Source organism: Streptomyces sp. NPDC004610 (assembly GCF_040609715.1).
Taxonomy (GTDB): Bacteria; Actinomycetota; Actinomycetes; order Streptomycetales; family Streptomycetaceae; genus Streptomyces.
Genome location: NZ_JBEXLA010000005.1, coordinates 184,235 through 207,913 on the forward strand (window position 1 = coordinate 184,235; position 23,679 = coordinate 207,913).

Genomic DNA, 23,679 nt, shown 5'->3' on the forward strand with positions numbered 1-23,679 from the left:
CGGGGACACGGGGGCCACTGCGGGCCCCAGGGCGGCTGCGGATGCCGGGGCGAGCAGGGACGGCAGGGCGACTGGGGAGTCCGGGGCGACCAGGGACGGCAGGGTGACCGGAGCCACGGGGGCCACCGGGGCCACCGGTCAGTCCGGGGCGAGCGCGAACACCAGGGCGACCGGGAACACCACGTCAACCAGGAACACCACGTCACCCGGAACGACCGGAAACACCGCTACGGCCCCGCCCCGCACACCCCAGATCTCCGTGGCCCGCAGGCTCGACCGCTGCACGGTGCTGGGCCCGGGGACCCGGGCCGTGCTCTGGGTGCAGGGCTGCCCCCTGCGCTGCCGTGGCTGTGTCGCGGCGGAGACCCTGCCCTTCGAGGGCGGCACCGCCCACCCCGTGGACGAACTCGCCGACTGGCTCTGCGCCCTGCCCGGCATCGAGGGCGTCACCCTCTCCGGTGGAGAGCCCTTCAGCCAGGCCGCCGCCCTCGCCGCGCTGCTCGACACCGTCCGCGCCCGCAGACCCGATCTGAGCGCGATGGCCTACTCCGGATTCCGGTACGAGGCGCTGCGCGCGGGCGGCCCCGACCGGCGGGCCCTGCTGAGCCGTCTCGACCTCCTGGTCGACGGACCCTATGTGGCCGCGCGCCACGCCGGTCTGCGCTGGCGGGGCTCCGCCAACCAGCGCATCGTCGCGCTCTCCGGCCGCTACGCCCGGCTGGCGGACGAGCCCGACACCAGCGCGGGCGTCGAAGTGTCGCTGGAGCCCGACGGATCGCTCTCCTGGGCCGGGGTGCCACCCACCCCCGGCTTCCGGGAGGGCTTCGAGGAACGACTCGCGGCACGGGGCTTCGTGCTGCACACCAAGGCACCGGGGGAATCATGAGCGGATCACCGAAATACAGCAGCGTCGCGGTCGCCCCCTCCTACCGGCGGCGCGAGGACCAGCGGCGCCGCGAGCAGCAGGCCGTCCGCCGCAGGCGTGAGCAGCAGCGCGCCAAGGCACGGGAGGCACTCGCCGCCAAACGGGCCAGGGACATCGCCGAACGGGCCCGGGAGGCCGAGCAGCGGGCCCGCGAGGCGGCCGAACGCCAGGAGCGGGCCAGGGTCGCCGAGGAGCAGCGCAAACACGCCCTCGCCACCCGGCGCCTCGCCGAACAGCAGGCCCACGCCGCCCGCCTCGGCCAGGAGCAGGCCGGTGCCGACACCCGCCGCCTGGACGAGGTACGGGAGCTGATCGGCCGGATCAGGGCCGCCGCCGACCCCGCGATCACCGGCGAACTGGACGCGCTGGAGCGGGCGGCGCAGACCCTGCGCACCCGGATCGGCGGCCCGGAACAACTCGGCGGACCGATCGAGGAACTGCGCGGACGGGCCGTCCTGCTGGGCGCCCGCCAGGACGACCGGACCCGGGACACCGACCCCGCCGCCGTCCTGACCCGCTTCGAGACCCGGCTCACCGCCCTGGGACCGGACGCGGCCCGGCACGACCCGGAGGGACGGCAGCGCTGCCTGGACCTGCTCGACCGGCTCCGCGCCGCCTCCGGCCCCGACGACCGGACCCGCTTCGAGGCCCTGCTCGGCACGGTGGAACACGCCCTGACCCGGCATGCCGCGACAGCCACCCGGCACGTCGAGGAGGAACAGCGCGCCGCGCGCCTGGCCGAGGAACAGGCCACGGCACAGGCGGAGCAGGCGGCGGCGGCCGAGGCCGAGCGGTCGGCCCGGCAGGAGGCCCGGCGCGCGGCGGAGGAAGCGGCACGCGAGCGCGCGGCGGCCGAGCAGGAACGCCGTACCGCCGCCCTCGGCGAGGCCGCCGACCGGCTCGACATCGTGCAGCGCCCCGCGCGGGACGCGGCGGACGAGGCCCGTGAACTGGGCGACCCCGCCCTCGCGGAACGCGTCGAGGACGCCCTGCGCACCGTCACTACCGCCGTCCGCTCGGCCGTCCCGGACGAGGCCCTCGCGGCGGTCACCGCCCTGGAGGAACTGCTCCCCGAGGCGGAGGCCGCGCTCGACGAGCTCCAGCTCGCCCACACTCGCCGGATGGACCTCGGGGAAGCGCTCCAGAGCGCCATGGTCGGCGAGGGCTTCGCCTTCCTCGGCGGCGAGGAGCACGGCGAACGCGTCGTCCTGCGCTTCGAACGGCCCGGCGGCGCCAGCTACGAGACGACGATCGCCACGGACCCCGGCGGAACACCCCTGGTCGTCTACCACGTCGACGGGGAGCCCGACGTCACCCTGGAGCCGTCGCCCGAGGGCGCGGTCTGCGACCGTACCGAGGATCTCCTCGCACGGGTCCATGACCTGGTCGGCGAGCAGGACAGCTTCGTCCCCGGCGAACTCACCTGGGAGGGCAAGCCGCCCTCGCGGCAGGCCAGGCCGCTGCCGGGCACCGCCGCCGAGCAGTGGCGGTGGACGTGATGAGCACGCTCGACTGGGGAAAGCGGGCGCACGGCACCGGCGGCACGGCACCGGCCGGCCCCGCAGGACAGCCGCACGACACCGGCCGGGGCGGCGAACCGGTCGCCGCCGACGGGATGATGCCGCTGTGGGCGGTCTCCCTGGGCTGGGAGCTGCGGCGCGGGCGCCAGGTCATCCTGAACGGGCAGATCAGGGACCGGTGGTGGTTCGAGGACCGGCCCGCCTCGTTCCGTCAGGTGGTCGCCGGGATGCTGGAGACCCGGGGCGCGGAGGTCGTCGGCTGGTGGGACCCGGTCGCCGGACTCACCTTCCCGCTCCCCGGCCACGCCGAACGCTTCGACCGGCTGGCGGTCGGCCTGCTGACCGGGACCGGGGGCACGGCCAGCGCCAACGACGACACCCGTGGCACCACCCGGGCCCCCGGCACTCCGGCCCCCGGCACTCTGGCTCCCGGCACTCTGGCTCCCGGCACTCCGGCCTCCGGCACTCTGGCTCCCGGCACTCCGGCCCCCGACACCCCCGACGCCGCCCCCCGCCCCTGGCAGGCCCGACCCGCCACCGACTCCCCGCCCGACCTGGACGACCCCCGCACCGGCACGGGCACGGGCACCGATACCACCTCCACCACGCCCACCACCCCCACCACCCCCCGCTCCCGCCGGGGCGACGAGCGGCAGCGCGGCCGGGACCGGCTCCTCGCCCCCCGCGCGCCCGGCCGGCCCCGTACCTTCGACGATGTCGTCGCCACCGTGCACCGACTCGTCGCCTCGCCCGACACCGCCACGGCGTTCGTGTTCGAGGACGTCGACCACCATCTCCCGCCCGGCCAGCCCGACTCGCACCTCGGCTATCTGCGGCTGCGTGCCGCCATGACCGACGCCACCTCCCCGCACGCCGCCGCCGGACCCGCGCCCCACGCCCGCAACGCGGTGCTGTGCGCGGTCGGCGATGTCGGACGGCTGCCCGGCTGGTTCCATCTGGAGGACCCGAGGATCGCGGCCCTGCACATCGGACCGCCCGACCCCAGCGAGCGGCGCCTGTGGCTGACCTGGCTGCACCGCCACTTCAACGGTGCCGAGGACGCCTCCCGCGCCGAGTTCGAGGGCCTGGTCGGCGCCACCGACGGCATGGCGGGCTGGGACATCGAGGCACTCGCCCGGACCTCCTGGCTGCGCCGCGTACCCGTGGGCAAGCCGGACAAGTTGCTGGAGCAGCACCGGCTCAATGTGAGCGTGGACCCCTGGACCCAGCTCGACCGGGACACCGTCGCCGGTGCCGCCGCCGTGCTCGGGGCCCGGGTCGTCGGCCAGTCCACCGCCGTGGACGCCGTCGCGTCCGCCCTCCAGTCCGCCTTCGTCGGCGTCGACTTCGGCAACTCGGGCACCGCTCGCCCCCGGGGCGCGTTCTTCTTCGTCGGCCCGACCGGTGTCGGCAAGACCGAACTCGCCAAGTCCGTCGCCGAGTTGATGTTCGGCGACCAGGGCGCCTACGCCCGGTTCGACATGAGCGAGTACCAGCAGGAGCACGCCGCCGAACGCCTCGCCGGGGCGCCCCCGGGTTACATCGGCTACGAGCAGGGCGGCGAGCTGACCCGCCGGGTCCAGGAGCGGCCGTTCAGTGTGCTGCTCTTCGACGAGATCGAGAAGGCCCACCCCAAGGTGCTGGACAAGTTCCTCCAGATCCTGGAGGACGGCCGGCTCACCGACGGGCGCGGCCAGACCGCCTACTTCTCCCAGTGCCTGATCATCTTCACCTCCAACACCGGCGCGGAGTCCGTGCAGGAGCTGATCAGCGGGCACCCGGACGGCGAACTGCCCTACCCGGTCCTGGAGGCCCACTTCACCCGGGCCGTGGAGGACAAGTTCCGCCAGATCGGCCGACCCGAGATCTACGGGCGCCTCAAGCCCGGCGTGGTCGTCTTCGACATGCTGCGCCGCGAGCACATCGTCCGCATCGCCGACCGGCTGCTCGCCCAGCTCAGCGAGTCGGTGCGCGAACGCCACCGGGTGGAACTGGTCCTTGACACGCAGACCCTGCACCCCTGGATCACCGAGCGCATGTCGGACCCGGAGCACCAGGCGTACGGCGGACGCCAGATCCGCAACGAACTCGAACGGGTCCGCGCGGCCGTCGTACGCCATCTGCTGGAGCACCGGCCGGTGCCGGGCACCCGTATCCGGGCCGGGATCGCCGCCGACGGCACGGCGTCCGTCTCCGTCACGGCCGACGCCGGGGAAGGGGGCGAGCGGCGATGATCGCCATCGATCTGGGGCACCGCTACGGACGGGTCGGGCGGATCGGCCCCGACGGTGAACCGGCCGTGACGACGACCGAACTCGTCGGCCCGGACGGTGTCCTCGACCCGCAGCGGGCGCTGCCCCTGCTGTTCGGTTCCGCCCCCAGCGGCTCGGCCGCCGCGGCGGCCGAACCCGACCGGCAGGCGGTCCTCGGCATCCCCGCGTCCGGCGGGCGCGAGGACGAACTGCGCCGCGCGGCCGAGAGCGCCGGGCTCGATGTGTTCCGGGTGGTGCCCGACCCGGTGGCCGTGGCCCTGCACTACGGGGCGGTCGCCGAGGGCGTGGACCGTACCGTGCTGGTCTGCGACCAGGGGGCGACGACCCTGGAGCTGACCGTCCTCGCCGTCACGCCCGACCTCACGGTCCGGATCGTCCGCACCCGAAGCCTGCCGCTCGGCGGCGACGACTGGGACGCGGCCCTCGCCACCGGCCTCGCCGGGCGGCTGCCGGACGGGACGGACCCGCACCGGGCCGGGGAGACGCTCCGCCGGGCCCTCGGCGACTCGGACCGGGCCACCGCCGACCTGCCCGACGCGACGGGCGCCCGGCATCCACTGACCCTGGACCGCGCCGACCTCGAACGGGCGGTCGCCCCGCTGCGGCGGGAGGCCCTCGACGCGGTCACCGAGGAACTCACGGCGACCCGCCCGCTCGTGGACGTGGTGCTGCTGGCCGGCGGGCTGTGCGCGACCCCGGGACGGCTGGCCGAGATCGAGGACCTGCCGGCCGCGCAGGGCCTCACCGTCCGCTGCCATCTGCCCGAACTCGCCGTCGTCCGGGGGCTGTTGGCGCTGCACCGCTTCCCGGTCCTGCGGATCGTGGCGGGCCCGGCCCCTGCCCCGGGCCCGGCCCGCACGGACGGCCGCTACCGGCTGCCGGACCCCTCCGGGGCGCCCGCGCCGCTGCCCGACCCGGATCCCCGGCCCTGGCCCCCGACACCGACCCCGGACGACCCGGAACCGGTGACAGGCGGGGACGTATCGCAGCCGGGCCCGTCCACGGCGGAGCCCCACCCGGAGCCGCCTCAGCCACCGCCGACCCCGCCGACTTCAGCCGCGGAACCGGACATCCCCGTGCCGCCTCCCGACCACGACACCCCGCCCCCGCCCCCGGAGCCGGAGCCGGACGCGGGCACACCGCCTCCGCCGCCCCCGGTCACCCCGGAGCCGACCCCGTACACCCCTTTCACCCCCGACCCGTTCGGCACCGACTCAAGCACTACCCCCGCCCCCGACACCCCCGCCCCCGACACCCCAGGCGCCGACCCGGGCGTCCACTCCGCCATCCCCGTCGAGCAGCTCCAGGTCGTCCGGCGGGGCGACCATCTGCTCGTCCTGTGGGCCTGGCCCGACGGCGCGCTCCGGGCCCGTGTCCGCTGGCGGTGCGAGAACGGCGGACCGGACCGCGTCCCGGCCGAGGGCGATCTCGTGTGCCGCCGCCGGGTCTACGAGCACGACGGCGGACTCGATCTGACCGTCGGCCGCGGCGCGGTCACCCTCACCGTCGAGGCCCTGGTCCCGGCCGGGCACGGGGTGGACTGCGAGGGCGCCTCCTCGCTGCTGGTGGACGCCGAGGCCCTGGTGGTCGAGTACGAACCGAGTGTGCGCCGACGCCTCAAGGGCCGGGTCGCGTCGGTCGCCTTCACCTGTGTGACCGGCTGCGAGCTGCCCGCGCTGCGGATCGTGCACAGCCTCGGCCGGTTCCGTCCCACCAGCGCCGCCGAGGGGACCGTCGTGCACGAGATGGCCGCGCAGCGGCTGCCCGCCGGGACCCCGGTGACCGTGGAGTTCCCGCTGCCGCCCACCCGGGGTCCGTCCTGGCTGGTCTGCTTCCCCGTGCACGCGGACGCCGCCGCCGACGCCGCCGTGGACATCCGCCCGACCGCGCTGCACAGACTGCGAGTGACCTGATGGCCCGACGCCTGACCTGCCCGTACTGCTACGAGAACTTCACCGCGCGCGAGATCCGCTTCCGCTGCCACGGGCGGCTCAGCCCGGCCGGGAAGCAGTGCCGGCGGGTCCGCGACCAGGTGCTCGACGAGCGCCGGGGACCGCGCCCCAGCCATGACCTCGCCCCGGACTTCGCCGCGGACGGCCGCCGCCCGACCGCCCCCTGCCCGGAGTGCAAGGGGGAGAGCGCGTACCGGATCTGCCCGGTGTGCCACTCGGAGCTGCCCGTCCAGTTCGGCCGGGTCGACAACCGGCTGATCGCCATGGTCGGCGCCAAGGCGTCCGGCAAGACCGTCTATATGACCGTGCTGCTGCACGAGATGCGCAACCGGATCGGCGAGGCGTTCGGCGCCGCCCTGATGGGCCTGGACGACGCGACCATGCGGCGCTTCAGCACCGACTACGAGGACCGGCTCTACCGCGACCACCAGATGTTCCCCGGCACCCAGACCGCCTCCACCAACCTCAACCGCGTCGACCCGCTGGTCTTCCGTTTCAGTCTGCACCGCTCCACCCTGCTGCGCGGCAGACGGCCCCAGCACTCCGTCCTGTCGTTCTTCGACACCGCGGGCGAGGACTTCAACTCCCGCGAGAGCGTCGAGCTGAACACCCGCTATCTCACCAACGCCGACGGCATCATCCTGCTGCTGGACCCGCTCCAGATGCCCGACGCCCGCGACGGCGCCCTCCCGGGCACACCGATGCCGGGCACCGAGGGACTCGACGCCCCCATGAACCTGCTGTCCCGGGTCACCAATCTGCTCCTCGCGCCCCGGGCCGGCCGCCCCGGACAGAAGATCGACACCCCCATCGCGGTGGCCTTCTCCAAGATGGACGCCTTCTGGCACCTGCTGGACAGCAGCAGCCCGCTGCGCGACCACGCCCCGCCCAGCGCCCGCTTCGACGTGAGCGACAGCCTCAGCGTCCACGAGGAGGTGCGCCGGCTCCTCAAGGACTGGGACGGCGTCCAGATGGACCAGCTCCTGGAGAACCACTACACCCGCTACCGCTACTTCGGGGTGTCCGCCCTCGGCCGCAACCCCACCCCGGACGCCCGGGTCGCCCCCACCGGCATCCAGCCCTACCGGGTGGCCGACCCGCTGCTGTGGCTGCTCTCCGAGTTCGGCTCGGTGCCGAAGGCGGGACGCGGATGACCCCGCTGGGCGCGGACCGGCCGCCGACCGGACCGGGCGCCCGCTTCCAGCAGCTGTACTACACCTCCTGCGAACATGGACTGAGCGGGTTCTCCGGGTTCCAGTTCAACGCGGTGAGCCCGGACGTCAGCGCCGAGACCCGGCAGGCCGTCGAGGCCCTCGCCGGCTACGAACCCCCGCGCTCCCTGGTCGAGTCCGACACCCCGGAACTCCTCGACCGCTGCCCCGTCAACCTCACCTACCGGCCCTACGACACCCGGGGCCGCTCCGCCAGCGTGCTGTGCGTGCGGTACGTGGGCCGGGACTCCGCCCGCCGGTTCGGCAACTACTTCGCCCACGCCCTGCACAGCGACGACTTCCCGGCGGCCGGCGGCGGCATGCTCGGGATCGAGCTGTGGGACTCCCCGGTGTGGACCCGGGCCACCTCCCCCAGCACCGAGATCCCGGCACTCCGGGGCACACCCCCGCGCGGCCCGCTCGCCGCCGCGGCCGTCGGCGACTTCGTCCGCGCCCATCCGCACGCGGCCCGGCTGCCGCACCTGCTGTCCGCCGTGCTCACCGCGCTCACCGCGCACGGCTCGGTGGTCGTGGTCGACGAGTCCACCGACCGCATCGCGCACTGGTTCGCCGCCGTCTCCTATCTGCTGCCGCCCCCGCTCGCCCGCCGTCTCTCCTTCGCCACCTATGTCCTGCGCCCCGCCCGCAGCAGACTCCACCTCATCGGCACCGTCCCCGAGGCCCCGCTCGACTTCGGCACCGACGACGAGGCCGCCTACACCGTCTTCGACTTCGCCCGGGGCCGCTTCCCCGAGGTCGCCCTGCCCCGGCTGGTGCCGCTCCTCACCCGGATCGGCGTCGGCTCCGTCCGGTCCGTCTGGTCCTGGACGGCGGACTATGTGCACGGCGGCGAGGAGACCCCGGACGACTGGCACGCGCCCGTCGCCGCCGCGGCGGCCAGCGGCGGCATCGCCCTCACCGGCGACGATGTGCGCGCGGTGATCGCCTGGCTGCCCGGCGCCGACCATCTGGGGGCGCGGCGGGGCGCCGTCGCCGCCGATCTGCACCGCGAGCACCGGGACCTGGACGACACCCAGCTCGCGGCCCTCAGCGCCGCCGCCGAGGCCGGCGGCGACCGGGCCGTCCACCAGGAGATCGAGGGCAAGCTGCACGAGTCCCGGATGCGGGCCCATATGACCGGCGCCGAGGACGCCCCCGCGCCCGTCCCGATCACCGACCCGGCGGAACGCCGCCGCGCCACCGCCCTGTGGGAACGCCTGCTGCGCACCGAGGCCGGCACCGTACGCCAGCGGGTACGGCTGCTGCTCTGGGCCCGGGGCGCCCGCCTCGCCCCGGAACCCGACCTGTTCGCCCGGGAGACCCTCGACCTGGCCCGGACCCTGCTGGGCTCCGCCACCCCCGGCCCCGGCCTGCGCGGCGAGGTGGTGGACCTGCTGCGAAGTCAGCCCCGGATGCGGGAGGCGCTGGCGGACGCCGTGCAGGAGGCGCTGGAGCGGCGGGACGGCCAGGAGCAGCTGTTCGCGCAGTTCCCCGCCGATCTGCTCGACGCCCATGACCTGCGCGACCGGCCACTGCTCCTGGAGTACCACCTGCGGGCACGGGCCGAACGGGAACCCGCCCGCACGATCGAGATCATGTTCGCGATCCTGCGGATCCGCGGCCGGACCTCGCCCGACGCCGAACTGCTGCGCGGGCTGTGGCGCCACCCGTCACGCACCTGGACCCACCGGGAGGCCCTGCTCATCGCCGAACGCCTGTCCGGCGGGGGAGGGGTCGACGAGGCCGTCGGCGACTGGTTCGCCCGCGCGGTCAATCAGCGCATCGACGACAACTCCGATCTGACGGCCTGTCTGGCCCTGTGCGAGGCGCTCGCCCCGGCCGCGCGGTACGCCTGGCTGCCCCCGGCCGCGCAGCGACGCGTCCGCACCATCCTCGACCTGGAGCGGGCCCTGCGCGAGAAGCAGGAGGCCACCGAACTCGCCCGCGCGTTCCGGGTCCCCGGGATCGCCCTGTGGACCGCGCCCCAGGCGATGAAGCGCTACCGGCTGGTCCCGGCCATGCTGCGGCTGCCCATGGACATCGCCCGGCTCGCCGAGGACATCACCGAGTTCGACCACTCCCTCGCCGAGCAGTACCTCACCGCCGTGCTGCGGACGGCCCGGGGCGCCGAGCGGGCCGACGACATCGCGCTGACCCATGTCGCAGCCGTCGCCGCCCTGCCCGTCAGCGGACGGCTCCCGGAGGCGCAGCAGGACTGCGTCTACGATCTGCGCGCCCACACCGGCGACCACTGGCGCCCCGCCGACCTGGAACGACTGCGGGCCGCGGTCGCCCCGCACTATCCACGGCTCGCCGACTACTACCGCCAGTGCGCCGAGAACCGGCTCAGCGGCACGCGCAGACTGGCCCGCAAGATACGGCTGCCGCGCCGCCGCGGCAGGGACGAGGCCGTCGGGGGTTCTGGCGGGTCCGGCGGGTCCGGCGGGTCCGGGGGCTCAGGCGGCTTCAGGGGCTCAGGCGGCTCCGGGGGGTCCGGAGGGACCGGGGGCTCCGGCGGGTCCGGGGGCTCTGGCGGCTCCGGGCCCTCGGGTTCCGGTGCGACGACGGGTTCGGGCCGGACGGGCTCCGGCTCCCCGGGCTCCGGCCCCCCGGCCCCCGACTCCTCCTCCCCCTCCCCCTCCTCTCCCTCCTCCCCCTCCTCCGGCCCCGGCTCCCCGGACAAGAAGAAGGGTCGGTGACACCTCATGTCCGAGATCGTCCGCTGGGTCCTGGTGCCGGTGTTCTATCTCGCCGGGCTCTTCTTCTACCTCCTGGTCGTCCCCGCGATCGTGCTGCTGCGCGGCCTCGCGCTGGCGATGGAACTCGTCTGGGGCCACGGCCGTCTGCTGGTCGGGGTCCTGTACCGGCGCACCCCCGAGTTCCGGACCCTGACGCCGTACCGCCCGCAGGACGAGGAGGTGAAGGCCCACCGGAACTACTTCTTCGGGCCCGGCTTCCGTGATCTGCGCCAGGTCCTCATCCTGGACCGCCGCTGGTATCTGCGGACGATCGGCGACGCGTTCCGTGTCGTGACCTCGGGCCAGTTCGTCACCCCGGTCCGGCGCCGCGCCTGGTCGGTGCCGTACGGGCTGACGCTGTATCTGGGCCTGTGCCTGGGCGCCGTCCTGGCGCTGCCGCCGCTGGCCGTGCTGCTCGCGCTGCACGGGCTCGTCCTCCTTCTGCTGACCGGCGGAGCCCGCCTGGTGGCCGGCGTCCTGCGGGCCCTGGACCGGGCCGTGCTGTGGGCGAAGCGGCTGCGCACCGGCATGCTCTGCCCGCACTGCTTCGAACGCGTCCCCTACCCCTCCTACGACTGCCCCCGGGCCACCTGCCGACGCCGGCACACCGACATCCGGCCCGGCACCTACGGCATCCTCCGGCGCCGCTGCGAGTGCGGGGAGCGGATGCCGACGCTGCTGATGCTGATGAGCCGGGACGCCCGGCTCCAGGCGTACTGCGTCCACCCGCACTGCGGGAAGCCGATGAACGCGGACGCCGGGCACATGCCCGAGGTGGTGATACCGCTGATCGGCGGGCGGGCCGCGGGCAAGACCCAGCTGATGGCGGCGATGCTGCTGGCCTTGGAGAACGCCGCCGCGCGCGGCGGCCCCGCCCTCACCCTCGCCGACGACGAGTCCCGGGGCGCCTACGACGTACTGCGCGTGGTGCTCCAGACGCAGGGCCACACCCTCGCCACCCAGAAGGCCCTGCCCCGGGCCCGCTCCTTCGTCCTGGGCGCCGGCCGCTCCGAACGGCTGGTGCACCTCTTCGACACGGCGGGGGAGCGGTTCGTCGACCGGGACGAGACGGACGCCCTGCGCTACGCGCGCGCCGCCCGCACCTTCGTCTTCGTCCTCGACCCGATGTCGGTGAAGGCGTTCTGGACGTCCCTGGCCACCGCGCCCGATCTGCAACTGGACCGCACCCTGGCCTCGACGGTGGACCCGGAGGAGATCTTCGGCCGCTCGATCCAGGCGGTGGCCGCGATGGACGCCCCCCTCAAACGCTCCCGCCTGGCCGTCGCCATCAGCAAGACCGATCTGCTCGCCGCCCACGGCCTGGCCCCGGACCGCCTCGACGACAGCGACCACGCCCGCGCCTGGCTCCGCGACGAACTGGGCCTGCGCAGCCTGATCCAGGCGATGGAACTGGACTTCCAGGAGGTCCGCTACTTCTGCACCGCCGCCGTGGCCGACGAGAACGCCGAGGTGGACCCCAGCATCACCCGCTTCGCGGACTGGTGCCTGGGGGAGTGAGCGGCCCTACTCGGCACGCCGGAACCGGAAGGGCTCCCCGCCCTCCTGCCCGCTGGGAGTCGCCACCAGCGAGTCCCCATCGACCACGACATCCAGGCTCATCGGAACATTCACCGAGACACAGGCGGACTCGAACGCGATGCGGTACTCAAGCCCGCCGCCCCCGCCTTCTTCCTCCTCCTCGCCCTGGGCCGTCACCTCCGCGTCCCCGCACAGCCGGGTCGGCGAGGTCCCGAGGACGGCCCTGCCGTCCTTGTCGACGCTGATGCTCGACCCGTCCGCGAAGTCGGCGTACCCCGGCGGCTGCGCCCCCTGCGCAACCCACTCACCGGCGATCGGATCCGCCTCCTCCGCACATCCCGCGAGCACCAGCCCGGCGGCAACAGCGGTCAGCACAGCGAGTGTTCGGCGCATTCGGGTCTCCCGGTGACGGACGGCAGGGTGCGCGCGCATTCAAGCAGAGTGCGGCGCCCTCCCTCGGCAGTACGGACCGAAACTCTCGCCACCGGCTCGTGAACCGGCCGCGTCGACCGCGCGGCCCCGCTCCATGAGGAAGTCCCTGAGCTGGGCGCCCCGGCTCCGCGGGAAAGTGCCTGAGCCGAGCCCCCGGCTCCGCGGGAAAGTCCCCGACCGATGAGTTCTCGATCCCGCCAGAGTCAGTGAGGGGGAAGTGGGCGTGTCCGACGGTCCCGACGGACCCCGGCACCCCGTACGGCCCGACCGGAGAGTGTGAACCCATGAGTACAGATGTGAGGACGGACATGACCGCCACCCCCGCCGCCCGCTCGCTGGAGGTGCCCGGTGCCCGGCTGCACCACGAGCTGCGCGGCGCGGGCCCGCTGGTGGTGCTGGTCGGCGCCCCGATGGACGCCGGGGCCTTCGCCCCGCTGGCCGAGCTGCTCGCCACCGATCACACGGTGCTCACCACCGACCCGCGCGGCATCAACCGCAGCACGGTCGACGACCCGGGCCAGGACTCGACGCCGGAACTGCGGGCCGACGATCTGGCCCGGCTCATCGTCCACGCCGACGCGGGCCCGGCCGCCGTCCTGGGCTCCAGCGGCGGTGCCGTGACCGCGCTTGCCCTCGCCCGGACGCGTCCCGACCTGGCGCACACCGTTGTCGCGCACGAGCCGCCGCTGATCGAGCTGCTGGAGGACCGGGACCGGCTGCGCGCCGGGACGGAGGAACTCGTCGCCACCTATCTCGCCGGGGACGTCACCGGGGCCTGGCGGAAGTTCTTCGCCCAGGCCGGGATCGCGATCCCCGAGCCCGCGATCGAGCAGATGTTCGGTGGGGAGCGTGATCCGCGGCAGGTGGCGGACGAGCGCCGCTGGTTCGCCCATGAGATGCGGGGCTCGACGTTCTGGCAGCCCGATCCGGCGGCTCTGCGCGGCGCCGCCACCCGGATCGTCGTGGGGATCGGTGACGCCTCCGCGGGACAGCTCTGCGACCGGACCTCGCGCGCACTCGCCCTGGCACTGGGTGACGAACCCGTGCTGTTCCCCGGCGACCACACCGGGTTCGTGGAGGCCCCCGAGTCCTTCGCCGCCCGGCTGCGCGAGGTTCTGGGCGAGGGCTGAGCGGACCGGACTCCTGGGCCGGGCCGCGGCGCGGGGCACCCGCCGGACCGGGCACGACAGGACGATCCGGTCGGAGCAGCCTCTGCCCGAGCCCGGCCCGCACTCAGGACCGGGGCCCGTACCAACGTGGCGCCGCCCCCTGCGCCGCCGGGTCCGACCGGTCGGCCGATCCGCGCGGTGCCCTCCGGGTGAACCGCGTACCCCCCAGGTGGCCGCCCCGGTGCGGCGGCGGTACAGGAAGAGGGATGTCCAGCCACGGCGAGCCCCCCTCCTCCCGGCCCCCGGCCGTCCCCGCCGGACTGCGGGTCGCCGCCGCCTACGCCTGGCGGATCGTGGTGGTGGCCGTCGTGGTCCTCGGGGTCTTCTCCGTGCTCGGCCGCTTCCACCAGATCGCCGTGGCCGTGTTCCTGGCGCTGGTGGCGACGGCCGTGCTGCGGCCCACCGCCGGGCTGCTGGCCCGGATGCTGCCCCGCTCGGTCGCGGTCGGGGTGACGGTGATCGGCAGTGTCCTCCTCGTCGGCGCTGTCCTCGCCCTGATCGCGGAGGTCGTCGCCGGTCAGGAGAGCACCCTGGCCCGGGACTTCCGCACCGGCTTCGACCGGATCGAGCGCTGGCTGGAGGGGCCGCCGTTCCGGCTCTCCCCGCACGCCCTGGCCGACCTCCAGTCCCAGTTCGGGCACCTCCTCTCGGACCACCGCTCCGCCGTCGTCAGTACCGCCCTGAGCGGCGCCGGACGGGCGGTGGAGGTGGTCACCGTGTTTGCCCTCGCCGCGTTCTGCTCGGTCTTCTTCATCCACTCCGGGGACCGGTACTGGGCCTGGTTCCGCGACCAACTGCCGTCCCGGTTCCGGAGGCGTGCGGGGGTCGCCGGGAGGGCCGCGTGGCGGACCTTCACCGGCTACACCCATGGCGTCCTGCTCGTCGCCACCGTCAACGCGGTCCTCGTCGGTGTCGCGCTCTCCCTGCTCGGGGTGCCGCTCGCGCTGCCGCTGGCCCTGCTGGAGTTCTTCGCCGCGTTCGTCCCCCTGATCGGCTCGCCGATCGCCCTGGCCGTCGCGGTGGTGATCGCGCTCGCGTCCAAGGGGCCGCTGGTGGCGGGGATCGTGGTGGTCCTCATCGTGGTCATCGGGCAGATCGAGGGCCATCTGCTGCACCCGCTCGTGATGAGCTGGGCGGTCCGGCTCCACCCGGTCGTGGTGGCCCTCACGGTGGTCGGAGGCGCCCTCACCGCCGGGGTGCTCGGCGCGGTGGTGGCCGTCCCCCTGGTCGCCGTGCTCTGGTCGATACGGCAGGCGCTCAGGGGGACGGCTCCGGCCGACCCGGTATGAACGGCTCCGGCCGGTTTGTATGAACGGCTCCAGCCGACCTGTAGGAACCCGGCTGCAACCGGCCTCAATGAACGGCCCCGACCGGGTGGGTTCGCGGCTCCGACCGGCCTAGATGAACGGCGTCCCCGCTTCGAGACCCGACAGCACCCTGCCGTACAGCTCCAGATTGGTGGTGGGGTTGATGAACGAGTGCAGGTTCAGCGCGTTCAGGTCCCGCACGATCCGCTGGATCGGCACCTCCCGGTTCAGGGACGAGGCGCCCGACGCCGACCCGATCAGATCACCGGCCTCCTTGCACAGCCGCGTCACATATCCGCTCTGCCCCCTGACCCGCGCCCGTTCCAGCTCCGTGAACGGCTCCCCGGCGGCGGCCCTGGCGTCCATCAGCTCCACGAACTCGGTGGTGAGCAGCTCCGCGCAGGACACCTTCAGCGCGGCCTCGGCGAACTGGAGATGCGTCAGCGGGGCCTCGTGCTGATGCTCGTAGCGGGAGTAGGTGATGCCCCGCCCGTGGATGGTCTCACCGAACTCCGCCAGCGCCGCCCGCCCCAGACCCAGGGCGCTCGCCGCCGCCCAGGCGCAGAACACCAGCAGCACCGGCGTCCCGAAGTAGGGGTCGGCGCCATTGCGGAGCGACGGGAACCCACCCGCCAGCAACGGCCCCACCGGCAGCACCCGATGGGCCGGTACCCGGACGTCCTGGGCGACGACGGTGTTGCTGCCGGTTCCGGCCAGACCGGTGACGTCCCAGTCGTCCAGCACCTTGAGATCGCTCGTCGGAATCGCCAGCCACAGCATCTCCGGCGGGCCGTCCCCGGTGTCGGCCATCGCGGTCAGCAGATGCCAGTGGGCGTCCTGGCAGCCCGTCGCGAAGGGCGAGTTCCCGTTCACCACATACCCGCCGTCCACCGCAGCGGCCTTCGAACCGGGGATCAGTGTGCCCCCGACCCGCACATCGGGGCTGGTGAAGATCTCGTCCTGCGCCTCGTCGGGGAACAGGCCCGCGATGTACGAGCACCCCGACTGGATGATCGACTTGAACCCGGCCGACCCGCAGGCCGCGGAGACCTCGCTCAACACGTCGACCTGCGTCCGGATCGAGGACTGGTAACCGCCGTAGTGACGGGAGACGGCCATCCGGTGGATCCCGGCGGCCGAGAGCGCCTCGACGACCTCCTCGGCGACCCTTCCCTCCCGCTCCGTCCGCACGGCGTGCGAGCGGATGAGCGGCCGGAGCCGCCGTACCCGTGCGACGAGGTCGGCGTCCGGACGAGGAGCTGACGAACCGGCCAAGGGGTGACCTCCGGTCTGGGGCCTGGGATGGACCCTCACCGTCGCTCTGGCCGTCGAGGACTGTCAATGCCCCATCCGGGCAATGGAGGTGATCCGGCCGCGGCAACCCACCCCTCTTCCGGGCGGCGTTGCCTACCCGCCCACCGGATCGTTGGCTCCGATGGCCTCGAACGCCACCCAAGGGGAGGGAACACCCGTGACCGGACCGAGCGTGCGGCAGACCGTACGGAAGATCGTCGCAGGCCAGGCTCCGCAGGAACTGGCGCTGCTGGACGGGATGGCCGCACTGGACGACCGCGAGATCACCCGGGTCCTGCGCCGCTCCCGGGAACGGCGTGATCCCCTCGGCTTCGGGGTCACCGAAGTGGCCGCGCTGATCACCCCGGTGGTGTGGCTGGTCGTCAGCGAGGTCGCCCAGCGCGGCGCGGCTGCCGCCGTGGACGGAGCCGGGCGCAAGGGCCTCGCCCTGCTGCGCAGGCTCCGGGGCGAGCCGTCGCCGCCGCTGGAGGTCCCCGCCCTGTCGCCCGAGCAACTCGCCGCGGTGCGCGGCAAGGTCCTCGCGCGGGCCCTGGCGGCGGACCTGGAGCCGGACCGGGCCGAGAGCCTGGCCGACGCGGTGGTGTCGGGGCTGGCGATCGCACCGGATGAGTCCTGAGGAATGCGGATCGAACGGGAGGACCAGCGCGCCCTGGGCCAGGGCACCACCCGCCGGTGCGCGCTGTTCCTGGTCCTGGTGGTGACCCTCGCCCTGGGACTCCCACTCCACCTGGCGCAGGGGCTGGGTGCGGCCCCGCCCCGTCCGCAGCCCCGGTACGGGCCACCGACCGAGTCGATGATCGGGCACCCCCTGGACACCGCGGACCCGGGCACGGCGGCCCGCGCGTACGATCCCGCCGACCTGGACGCCGCCGTCCCCTTCGCGCTGTGGGGGTGCGGGCTGACGCTGGCGCTCGCGACGGCACTGTTCCTCTGCGGCCCCCGATGGCGGCTGCGCGGCGGCCGACTCGACGAGATCGGAGCCGGAGCCGGAGCCGGAGCCGGCGCCGGACAGGGCCCCGAGGCGCTGCTGCTCCACGAGGCCCTGCGGCTGCTGGTGCGGCGGTCGGGGGTCGTGCCCTCGCCGGTCTTCCTGCGCGACCCGCGCCGCCTCACCACGGGCGCGGTGACCCTCGGCGGCGCAGGCCGGTACGCCGTCGTCCTCGACAACGGCCTGTGCGCGCTGCGCGCCGGGGGCGGCGACGGGGCCCGGGTCTTCGACGCGGTGGTGCTGCACGAGCTGGCGCACATCCGCAACCGCGATGTCGAACTCGGCCTCGCCCTGCGGGCCTTGTGGCAGGCGTTCTGCCTGGTCGTCGTCCTCCCCGGGACCGGCTTCCTGACCTGGCTGTGTCTCCGGGACGTCACCGGCGCAGCGGCCGTACCCCGGATGTCACCCTGGCCGACGGCCCTCGCGCTGGCCGGGCTGACGGCCCTGACGTACGCCGCCTACACCGAGTTCCTGCGCAGCCGCGAACTGTGCGCCGATCTGGACGCGGTCGACTGGGGAGCCGATCCGGAAGCCTGGGGCGTTCTCGCCGTCAGCGCGATGGGCCCCGGCTGGGACCGGGCCGCCTGGGACGCCGGGCCGAGGAGCTTCCGCGAGCTGCCCGGCTGGCTCCGCACGGCCCGTCCGCTGCGGGCGGCCACCCGCCCCTGGCACACCCACCCCGGCTGGTGGCGGCGCCACCGGGCCCTGAAACGACCGTCCCGGCTGACCGGGTCGCCCGGCACGGTCCTCCAGGCCCTGCTGCTGACCGGCGTCATCGTCGTCCTGCTGACCGTGCTGCTCACCCTGCTCGCCCCGGCCTCCCGGCTCGGGCCGCTGCCCGGCCTGCTGTTCGCCGCCGGGGTGGTGCTGTGCGGATCGCTCGGCCGTGATCTGACGACCCACCCCAACGCCCCGTTCCGCCCCCGCCCCCGCACCTTCGGCACCGGCGCGAGGGGCGGCACGCGCCGGGCGGCGGTGCTAGGGGTGTGTGGGCTGCTGCTGTTCCTGCTGGACCCGCTCGGCAGGCTCCTGAGCGACGTCTGACGGGTGGTCAGGGCCGTGGGAGGCCCCTCGGGGTGGGCGGTCGAATGCCCAGCCCTGCCTCCCCTACCCCGACAGTTGACTCAGTCAACTCCCCGCCCCCGTCCCCGTCCCCACCCTCGTCCCCGTCCCCCGGTCGATGGCCGCCGCCAGCAGGCTGACATCGTCCCTCGCCCAGTCGATGCCGAACTCCTCGGCGGCCTGGTAGAGGGCGGCGACGGCCTTCGGCGGGGTGGGTGCGTCCAGGGCGGCCAGCGTGTCGGAGGCGCGGTCGCCGCCGAAGTCCTCGCCGTCGGTGCCGCGGCCCTCGGTGAGACCGTCGGTGGACAGCACCAGCAGATCGCCGGGCCCGAGCCGGGTGGTGCGGGTGGGCCAGGTGCCGGGCGGGGCCGCCAGATACGGGTGGATGATGGGGCCGGTGGTCCCGAGGCGTTCGACCGTGCCGTCGGCCCTCCGCAGGAACGGCTTCTCGTGACCGGCGTTCACCCAGCCGAGGGTGGCGCGTTCGGGGTCCAGGACGGCGATGGCCAGGGTGGTGAAACGCTCGTCCTCGCCGGCCAGGGCGTGGTTCGCGGCCCGCAGCGCGGTGTCCAGATCGGCACTCAGCCGCAGACTGACCGTCACGACGCTCTTCAGCCGTACGGCCAGCAGCCCCGCGGCGACCCCGTGACCGCAGACATCGCCCAGGAAGACGGCGGTGGACCCGTCGGCCAGCGGCACGGTCCCGACATAGTCACCGGCGATCAGCCCCTCCGCCGCGCGCACATCACCCGCCACCACGACACCGGGGCCCGGCTCCTCCAGTGCCGCCAGGATCTCCCGCAGTCCGCTGACCGCCGGACCGATCTGGACGAGGGCCTCCTGATCGCGGCGGGACTGGCGCTGGAACTGGGCCAGCCGCTCGCGCACCGCTTCCGCCTCCCGGGCCAGCCGCCCGATCCACCCCCGGCCCCGCCCGGCCGGTGCCCCGGCGGAGGTGTCACCACCGGCCGCGCGCCGCAGATCCCGGGCGAGGGCTCCCGCCGGGCCGAGATAGCGCCGCTGGAGCAGCGCGGTGGCGCCGACCGCCGCGAGCAGCAGCGTGGCGGACAGCCCGAGAATGTAGTACGCCACCCCGTGCATCTGCCAGGCCGTGTGCCGCACCTCCGTCGCCCTGCGCTGCTCCAGCAGTTCCGACAGCGCGGAGACCCGGGCGTCGACCGCCGCGTAGGTGCCGTCGGCGGGATCCGCCCCGGCGGCCGACGCGGGCAGCGCGTAGACCCGTACGCCGTCCGTCGCCGTGCCCGCGCGGTCGTGCTCCAGCCAGTGGGCCACCGCCCGGCCGAGTTCCCCGGCCTTCGCGCGTACGGCGGTGTCCGCGCCGGAGGCCAGGTCCTCCAGCGCGTCCAGGCGCCGGCCGAGGGCGCCGCGGGCGTCCCGGCGCAGTGCCTCGGCCCCGGCTCCGGCGAGTGCGGCGGCGCGCAGATCGCCCGCCGCCGTACGGGCGGCGCCGAGTTCCATGATGGCCGGACGCCAGCGGGTGTCGATCCGCCGCGCGGCCTGCTCGTGCCGCGCGTTGAGCACCAGCCCCACCACCGCGACCGCGACGGCCAGCAGCGCCGCCACGCCGACCACGGCGACGATCAGCAAGCGGGACCCGGTCAGCCGGCGCAGCGTCAGCACACCGGCGACGCTACCGACAGCCCGATCCCCTACCCGGGGCACCACGCCGCCCGGGGGGCGCGGGGCGCCGAGCGGTAGCCCGACGGGGGAAGGGGGGCTGCCGGGCGGACGTGATGCCCGCACCCCGGCGGGTACAGCGCGGGGCACGGGCATCGGACGCCGGTGGTCCGGCTTCAGTGGCCGGACAGGCTACGGCCTACGGCCCACTGGCTACGGCCCACCGGCTACGGGTTACTGGCTGATCGTGAACGTCGTCGGGGAGTCGTTCTTGGTTGCGCTCTGGCCGGGGCGGAGGTTGGTGAGGGTGGTGCCGGTGAATGTGCCCGTGCCGGTCACCCCCGTCGTGATCCAGATGCCGTGCTGGGCCGGGTTGTCGATGGTGTTGTCGGTCAGGGTGACCCGGACGTTCTTGCGGTCGAGGTAGAGGCCGGATCGCAGGGCGCCGCGCATGACGTTGTCCGTGAGGGTGACGTTGGTGTAGGCGTCCGGGATCTGGGAGGTGGTGGCGGGGGAGCTGACGCGGACCCCGTGGCGGGTGCCGTTCCAGCCGCCTCCGCCGTTCAGGACGTTGCCGCTGACCGTGGCCGACTCCAGCGGGTGGCCGCTGTCGCCGAAGACCCCGATGTCCAGGGCGCTGTTGGAGGAGACGCTGTTGACCAGGTTGCCGGTCAGCTGGACGTTGCGGCCACCGGCGATCCGCAGTCCGTTCGCCCACCAGGGGGCGACCGCCGTGTTGCCGATGATCCTGGCGTCGGTGAGCTGCCCGTTGGTGCCGGACGCGCCCCGGTCCGAGTACACCGCGTAGGAGTCGTCGCCGGTACCCCGGGCGAAGTTGTTCTGCACGGTGATGTTGTGGCCCAGCTTGTCGGGGTTGGGGGTGTTGCTGTTGTTGATGTTGTAGCCGTCGCCGTAGGTGTCGGCGGTGCGGCTGTTCCGGATGACCCCGTTGCTGCCCGACAGCCAGTTGGCGTCGGTGTGCCGGGTCCACAGCCGCTCCACCAGCCAGCCGCCCGCCCCCGAGGCGTTGATGCCGTAGTCGGCGCCGCCGTTGCCGCCGACCCCGCGCCATACCGCGTTGGTGTCGATCTGGAGATCGCTCAGCTCGGTGCCGGAACCCACCAGCACCTGTGAGCGCTGCGTCGCGGGCAGCGGCACCTTGCGGTACAGGGTGGTGTGCCACATGCCCGCCCCGCGCACGGTCACGCCCGTGAAGTCCAGCGTCCTGCTCCCGGCGAGGCTGTTGGTGAGGTACTTGCCCGGCGGGATCCACACCGTCCTGCCCTGGGCGCGGGCGGCGTCGACGGTGTTCTGGATGGCCACCGTGGAGTCGGTGACGAAGCCGGGATCGGCGCCGTGGTCCAGCACCGACAGGGAGTTCGCGGGCCGGGCGACGGCCCCGCCGACCTGCTCCAGGTCGATCGAGTCGACGGCGTAGTAGGCCGCGGTGTTCGCGGCGTCCTTCTTCAGGGTGAGCGTGGCGTTCGCGGGGATCGCCGCCCCGGTGACCCGGACCGGGAACTCGTTGTAGAAGTGGTACGCCTCGCCGCCCGCGTTCGGGTCGTCCGGGTCGGTGGTGGCGTTGCGGTAGTTCCACGCCTGCTTCGAGCTGAGGGTGATGGCCTGCCGGAAGGTGCCGTTGACATACAGGTTGAGGGTCGCGTCGATGCCGCCGCCGTTCGGCGCGTCCGGGATCGCGGCCCGGACCACCAGGGAGTTGGCGCTCCTGCCGCTGGTGTTCCGGACCGATATCGCGGCCCCGGTGGCCCGCAGCTCGGTCAGCGCGTAACCGGACGCCTCGCTCTCGAAGGTGGCCCGGGTGGGCGCCGGGTCGCCCGGCGTCAGGGACCGGACCAGCGCGCCTCCGGCGAGGGTGCCGCTCTCCGCCTCGACGGTGGTGAAGGGGGTGGTGGCACCGGCGGTGGCGGCCACGGGCCGGGCTTCGGCCCCGGCGGGGAGGGTGGTGGCCTCGGCGCCGTTGGCGTTGGCGTTGGCGGGCGGGGCGACCAGAACTCCGCCGCCCAGCACTGCCGCGCCGGCGAACCAGACGGACAGGCGTCGCGTCGTGCGATGCATATCGAGCCTCTCAAGGTGTGGGGATGATGAGAAGGGAGTGAGTGGAGCAGGACGTGCTGCTCGGCGCGGCTCGCGCCGAGTCACAACCCGGCCGCCGGTGACCACGGCCGGGTTGAGGCTGAGGGGACGTGCGGAGTGTGCGGGCGTGCGGGATCGGCGCACCGCCGACGGGAGGACGGACGGCGGGGCGGGCTCAGCCCAGCAGGAGTGACCTCGGCTGGACGGACAGGACATGGTCGAGGACGAGTGACGCCGCGCCGATCGCCGCGACGTTCTCGCCGAGCGTGGTGGAGGCGACCACCGTCGGATGGGTCGCCTTGACGAACGGGGAGCGGGCCACCAGCGACGCGATCGACGGGAACAGCCGCCCGCCGAGCACCTGCCACGCCGGTCCGCCGAAGACGATGGTGTCGACGTCGAGCAGGGCCGCCGCCGCACTCACCCCCCGGCCGACCCGCAGCGCCAGCCGCTCGATGATGCCGCCCGCCTGCTCGTCCCCGGCGTCCGCCAGCTCCGCCAGCCGCCGCAGTCCCCGATGGGCGTCCGCCGGGTCCAGCACGACGAAGTCACCGCCCAGGACACCCAGCGCGATGGCCTCGTCCACCAGCGTGCGGATCGAGCAGGCCGCGCCCAGACCGCCGACCTCACCGGCGTTGCCGGACACCCCGCGCAGCACGGTGTCCTCCACCACGATCCCCATGCCGGAGCCGGTACCGAGGTAGAAGAAGACCAGATTGCGGCTGTCGCGGGCCGCCCCCGACCAGCGTTCGGCGACCACGGCCGCGATGACGTCCTTGTCGAGCAGCGCCGGGAAACCGGTCGCCTCGCTGAGCCGGTCGCGCAGCGGATAGCGCCCCCATCCGTGCAGCTCGGGCGGGTCCACCACCCAGCCGCCCTCGGCGTCGATCGGGCCGGGCGCGGCGATCCCCAGCCCGAGGACCCGCTCCTCGTCCACCCCCGCCTCCGCCACCAGCGCGGCCACCGACGCGGCCATGTCGGCGACCGTGCCGTCGGTGTCGCCGCCGCCCGGGGTGCGCCGGCTGCGCCGGGCGACGACCCTGCCGAGCAGATCGACCAGGACACAGGTGATGACGGCCGGGTCCAGATGGATGCCCACCGCGTACCGGGCCGCCGGGACGATCTCCAGCAGGGTGCGCGGCTTCCCGGTGCCGGTGCTGTGCTTGCCGGACTCGCGGGCCACGCCCTGGTCGAGCAGGCGCCGGGTGATGTTGGAGACGGTCTGCGCGGACAGGCCGGTCGCCCCGGCCAGCTCCACCCGGCTCAGACCCGTGGCGTGCCGGCGTATGGCGTCGAGTACGACCGACTCGTTGAAGTCGCCCATGCGCGGCAGATTGGTGCCGCGCCGGACGGCGAACCGCGGGCCGCTCTCCGGCGCCCCGGCGCCCCGGGCCGTACCCGCGCTCCGGGTCGTTCCGGTTCTCTCCGTCTTGCTCGTCAACAGGGCCTCCGGCTGCCGGTCAGGGGAATCGTATACACAGGGAACACGCAGAGAACGTGCAGGGAACGCGCAGGGA

At 74.3% G+C, this 23,679-nt stretch carries 16 protein-coding genes; 11 read left to right on the forward strand and 5 right to left on the reverse strand.

What is annotated here, in order from left to right; all coding sequences use genetic code 11:
- The first annotated feature begins 259 nt into the window (after nucleotides 1–259).
- From ABZX40_RS07645 to ABZX40_RS07675, 7 genes are read left to right on the forward strand one after another with little or no spacing between them, the layout of a single operon-like run.
- Nucleotides 260–886: a 4Fe-4S single cluster domain-containing protein gene (locus tag ABZX40_RS07645; protein ID WP_355731041.1), complete on the forward strand. Its 627-nt coding sequence runs from the start codon at nucleotides 260–262 to the stop codon at nucleotides 884–886.
- Nucleotides 883–2,424, forward strand: a complete 1,542-nt coding sequence (locus tag ABZX40_RS07650) for a hypothetical protein (RefSeq protein WP_355731043.1) — start codon at nucleotides 883–885, stop codon at nucleotides 2,422–2,424. Before ABZX40_RS07645 ends, ABZX40_RS07650 begins: the two co-directional genes overlap by 4 nt.
- Entirely contained in the window at nucleotides 2,424–4,679 is a 2,256-nt protein-coding gene (locus tag ABZX40_RS07655) for an AAA family ATPase (RefSeq protein WP_355731045.1), read from the forward strand. Before ABZX40_RS07650 ends, ABZX40_RS07655 begins: the two co-directional genes overlap by 1 nt.
- Complete coding sequence (locus ABZX40_RS07660; protein WP_355731046.1) at nucleotides 4,676–6,631, forward strand: Hsp70 family protein; 1,956 nt, start codon at nucleotides 4,676–4,678, stop codon at nucleotides 6,629–6,631. Before ABZX40_RS07655 ends, ABZX40_RS07660 begins: the two co-directional genes overlap by 4 nt.
- Nucleotides 6,631–7,824: a hypothetical protein gene (locus ABZX40_RS07665; RefSeq protein ID WP_355731048.1), complete on the forward strand. Its 1,194-nt coding sequence runs from the start codon at nucleotides 6,631–6,633 to the stop codon at nucleotides 7,822–7,824. The genes ABZX40_RS07660 and ABZX40_RS07665 overlap by 1 nt, the downstream gene beginning before the upstream one ends.
- Complete coding sequence (locus ABZX40_RS07670) at nucleotides 7,821–10,580, forward strand: GTPase-associated protein 1-related protein (RefSeq protein ID WP_355731049.1); 2,760 nt, start codon at nucleotides 7,821–7,823, stop codon at nucleotides 10,578–10,580. Before ABZX40_RS07665 ends, ABZX40_RS07670 begins: the two co-directional genes overlap by 4 nt.
- 6 nt (nucleotides 10,581–10,586) lie before the next feature.
- On the forward strand, nucleotides 10,587–12,137 hold the full coding sequence (locus ABZX40_RS07675; RefSeq protein ID WP_355731051.1) for a hypothetical protein: 1,551 nt from the start codon (nucleotides 10,587–10,589) through the stop codon (nucleotides 12,135–12,137).
- A gap of 6 nt (nucleotides 12,138–12,143) precedes the next feature.
- Here the strand turns inward: ABZX40_RS07675 and ABZX40_RS07680 are convergent, their stop codons facing one another.
- A complete protein-coding gene (locus tag ABZX40_RS07680; RefSeq protein ID WP_355731053.1) occupies nucleotides 12,144–12,551 on the reverse strand; it encodes a hypothetical protein in 408 nt (135 codons plus the stop codon).
- A gap of 323 nt (nucleotides 12,552–12,874) precedes the next feature.
- Here ABZX40_RS07680 and ABZX40_RS07685 point away from each other — a divergent pair, with 323 nt between their 5' ends.
- Both ABZX40_RS07685 and ABZX40_RS07690 read left to right on the forward strand, forming a co-directional pair.
- Entirely contained in the window at nucleotides 12,875–13,720 is an 846-nt protein-coding gene (locus tag ABZX40_RS07685) for an alpha/beta hydrolase (RefSeq protein ID WP_355731054.1), read from the forward strand.
- Nucleotides 13,721–13,965: 245 nt separating this feature from the next.
- Nucleotides 13,966–15,048: an AI-2E family transporter gene (locus ABZX40_RS07690; RefSeq protein WP_355731056.1), complete on the forward strand. Its 1,083-nt coding sequence runs from the start codon at nucleotides 13,966–13,968 to the stop codon at nucleotides 15,046–15,048.
- A 108-nt stretch (nucleotides 15,049–15,156) separates the two neighbouring features.
- On the opposite strand, the gene ABZX40_RS07695 is transcribed toward ABZX40_RS07690, so the two are convergent.
- Nucleotides 15,157–16,341 (reverse strand): acyl-CoA dehydrogenase family protein, encoded by a 1,185-nt coding sequence (locus tag ABZX40_RS07695; protein ID WP_355731057.1) that lies wholly within the window; start codon nucleotides 16,339–16,341, stop codon nucleotides 15,157–15,159.
- Nucleotides 16,342–16,537: 196 nt separating this feature from the next.
- On the opposite strand from ABZX40_RS07695, the gene ABZX40_RS07700 reads away from it, so the two are divergent.
- Together ABZX40_RS07700 and ABZX40_RS07705 are read left to right on the forward strand one after the other, a co-directional pair.
- Nucleotides 16,538–16,996: a hypothetical protein gene (locus ABZX40_RS07700; RefSeq protein WP_355731059.1), complete on the forward strand. Its 459-nt coding sequence runs from the start codon at nucleotides 16,538–16,540 to the stop codon at nucleotides 16,994–16,996.
- A gap of 3 nt (nucleotides 16,997–16,999) precedes the next feature.
- Nucleotides 17,000–18,412: a M48 family metalloprotease gene (locus tag ABZX40_RS07705; protein ID WP_355731060.1), complete on the forward strand. Its 1,413-nt coding sequence runs from the start codon at nucleotides 17,000–17,002 to the stop codon at nucleotides 18,410–18,412.
- Nucleotides 18,413–18,496: 84 nt separating this feature from the next.
- Here ABZX40_RS07705 and ABZX40_RS07710 read toward each other — a convergent pair whose 3' ends face one another.
- The 3 genes from ABZX40_RS07710 to ABZX40_RS07720 all read right to left on the reverse strand — a co-directional run bounded on the left by ABZX40_RS07710 (nucleotide 18,497) and on the right by ABZX40_RS07720 (nucleotide 23,486).
- Complete coding sequence (locus tag ABZX40_RS07710; protein ID WP_355731062.1) at nucleotides 18,497–20,071, reverse strand: PP2C family protein-serine/threonine phosphatase; 1,575 nt, start codon at nucleotides 20,069–20,071, stop codon at nucleotides 18,497–18,499.
- 231 nt (nucleotides 20,072–20,302) lie between these two features.
- Entirely contained in the window at nucleotides 20,303–22,144 is a 1,842-nt protein-coding gene (locus ABZX40_RS07715) for a glycosyl hydrolase family 28-related protein (RefSeq protein WP_355731064.1), read from the reverse strand.
- Between the two features lie 193 nt (nucleotides 22,145–22,337).
- Nucleotides 22,338–23,486, reverse strand: a complete 1,149-nt coding sequence (locus ABZX40_RS07720) for an ROK family transcriptional regulator (protein ID WP_355731493.1) — start codon at nucleotides 23,484–23,486, stop codon at nucleotides 22,338–22,340.
- Nucleotides 23,487–23,679: the final 193 nt, after the last annotated feature.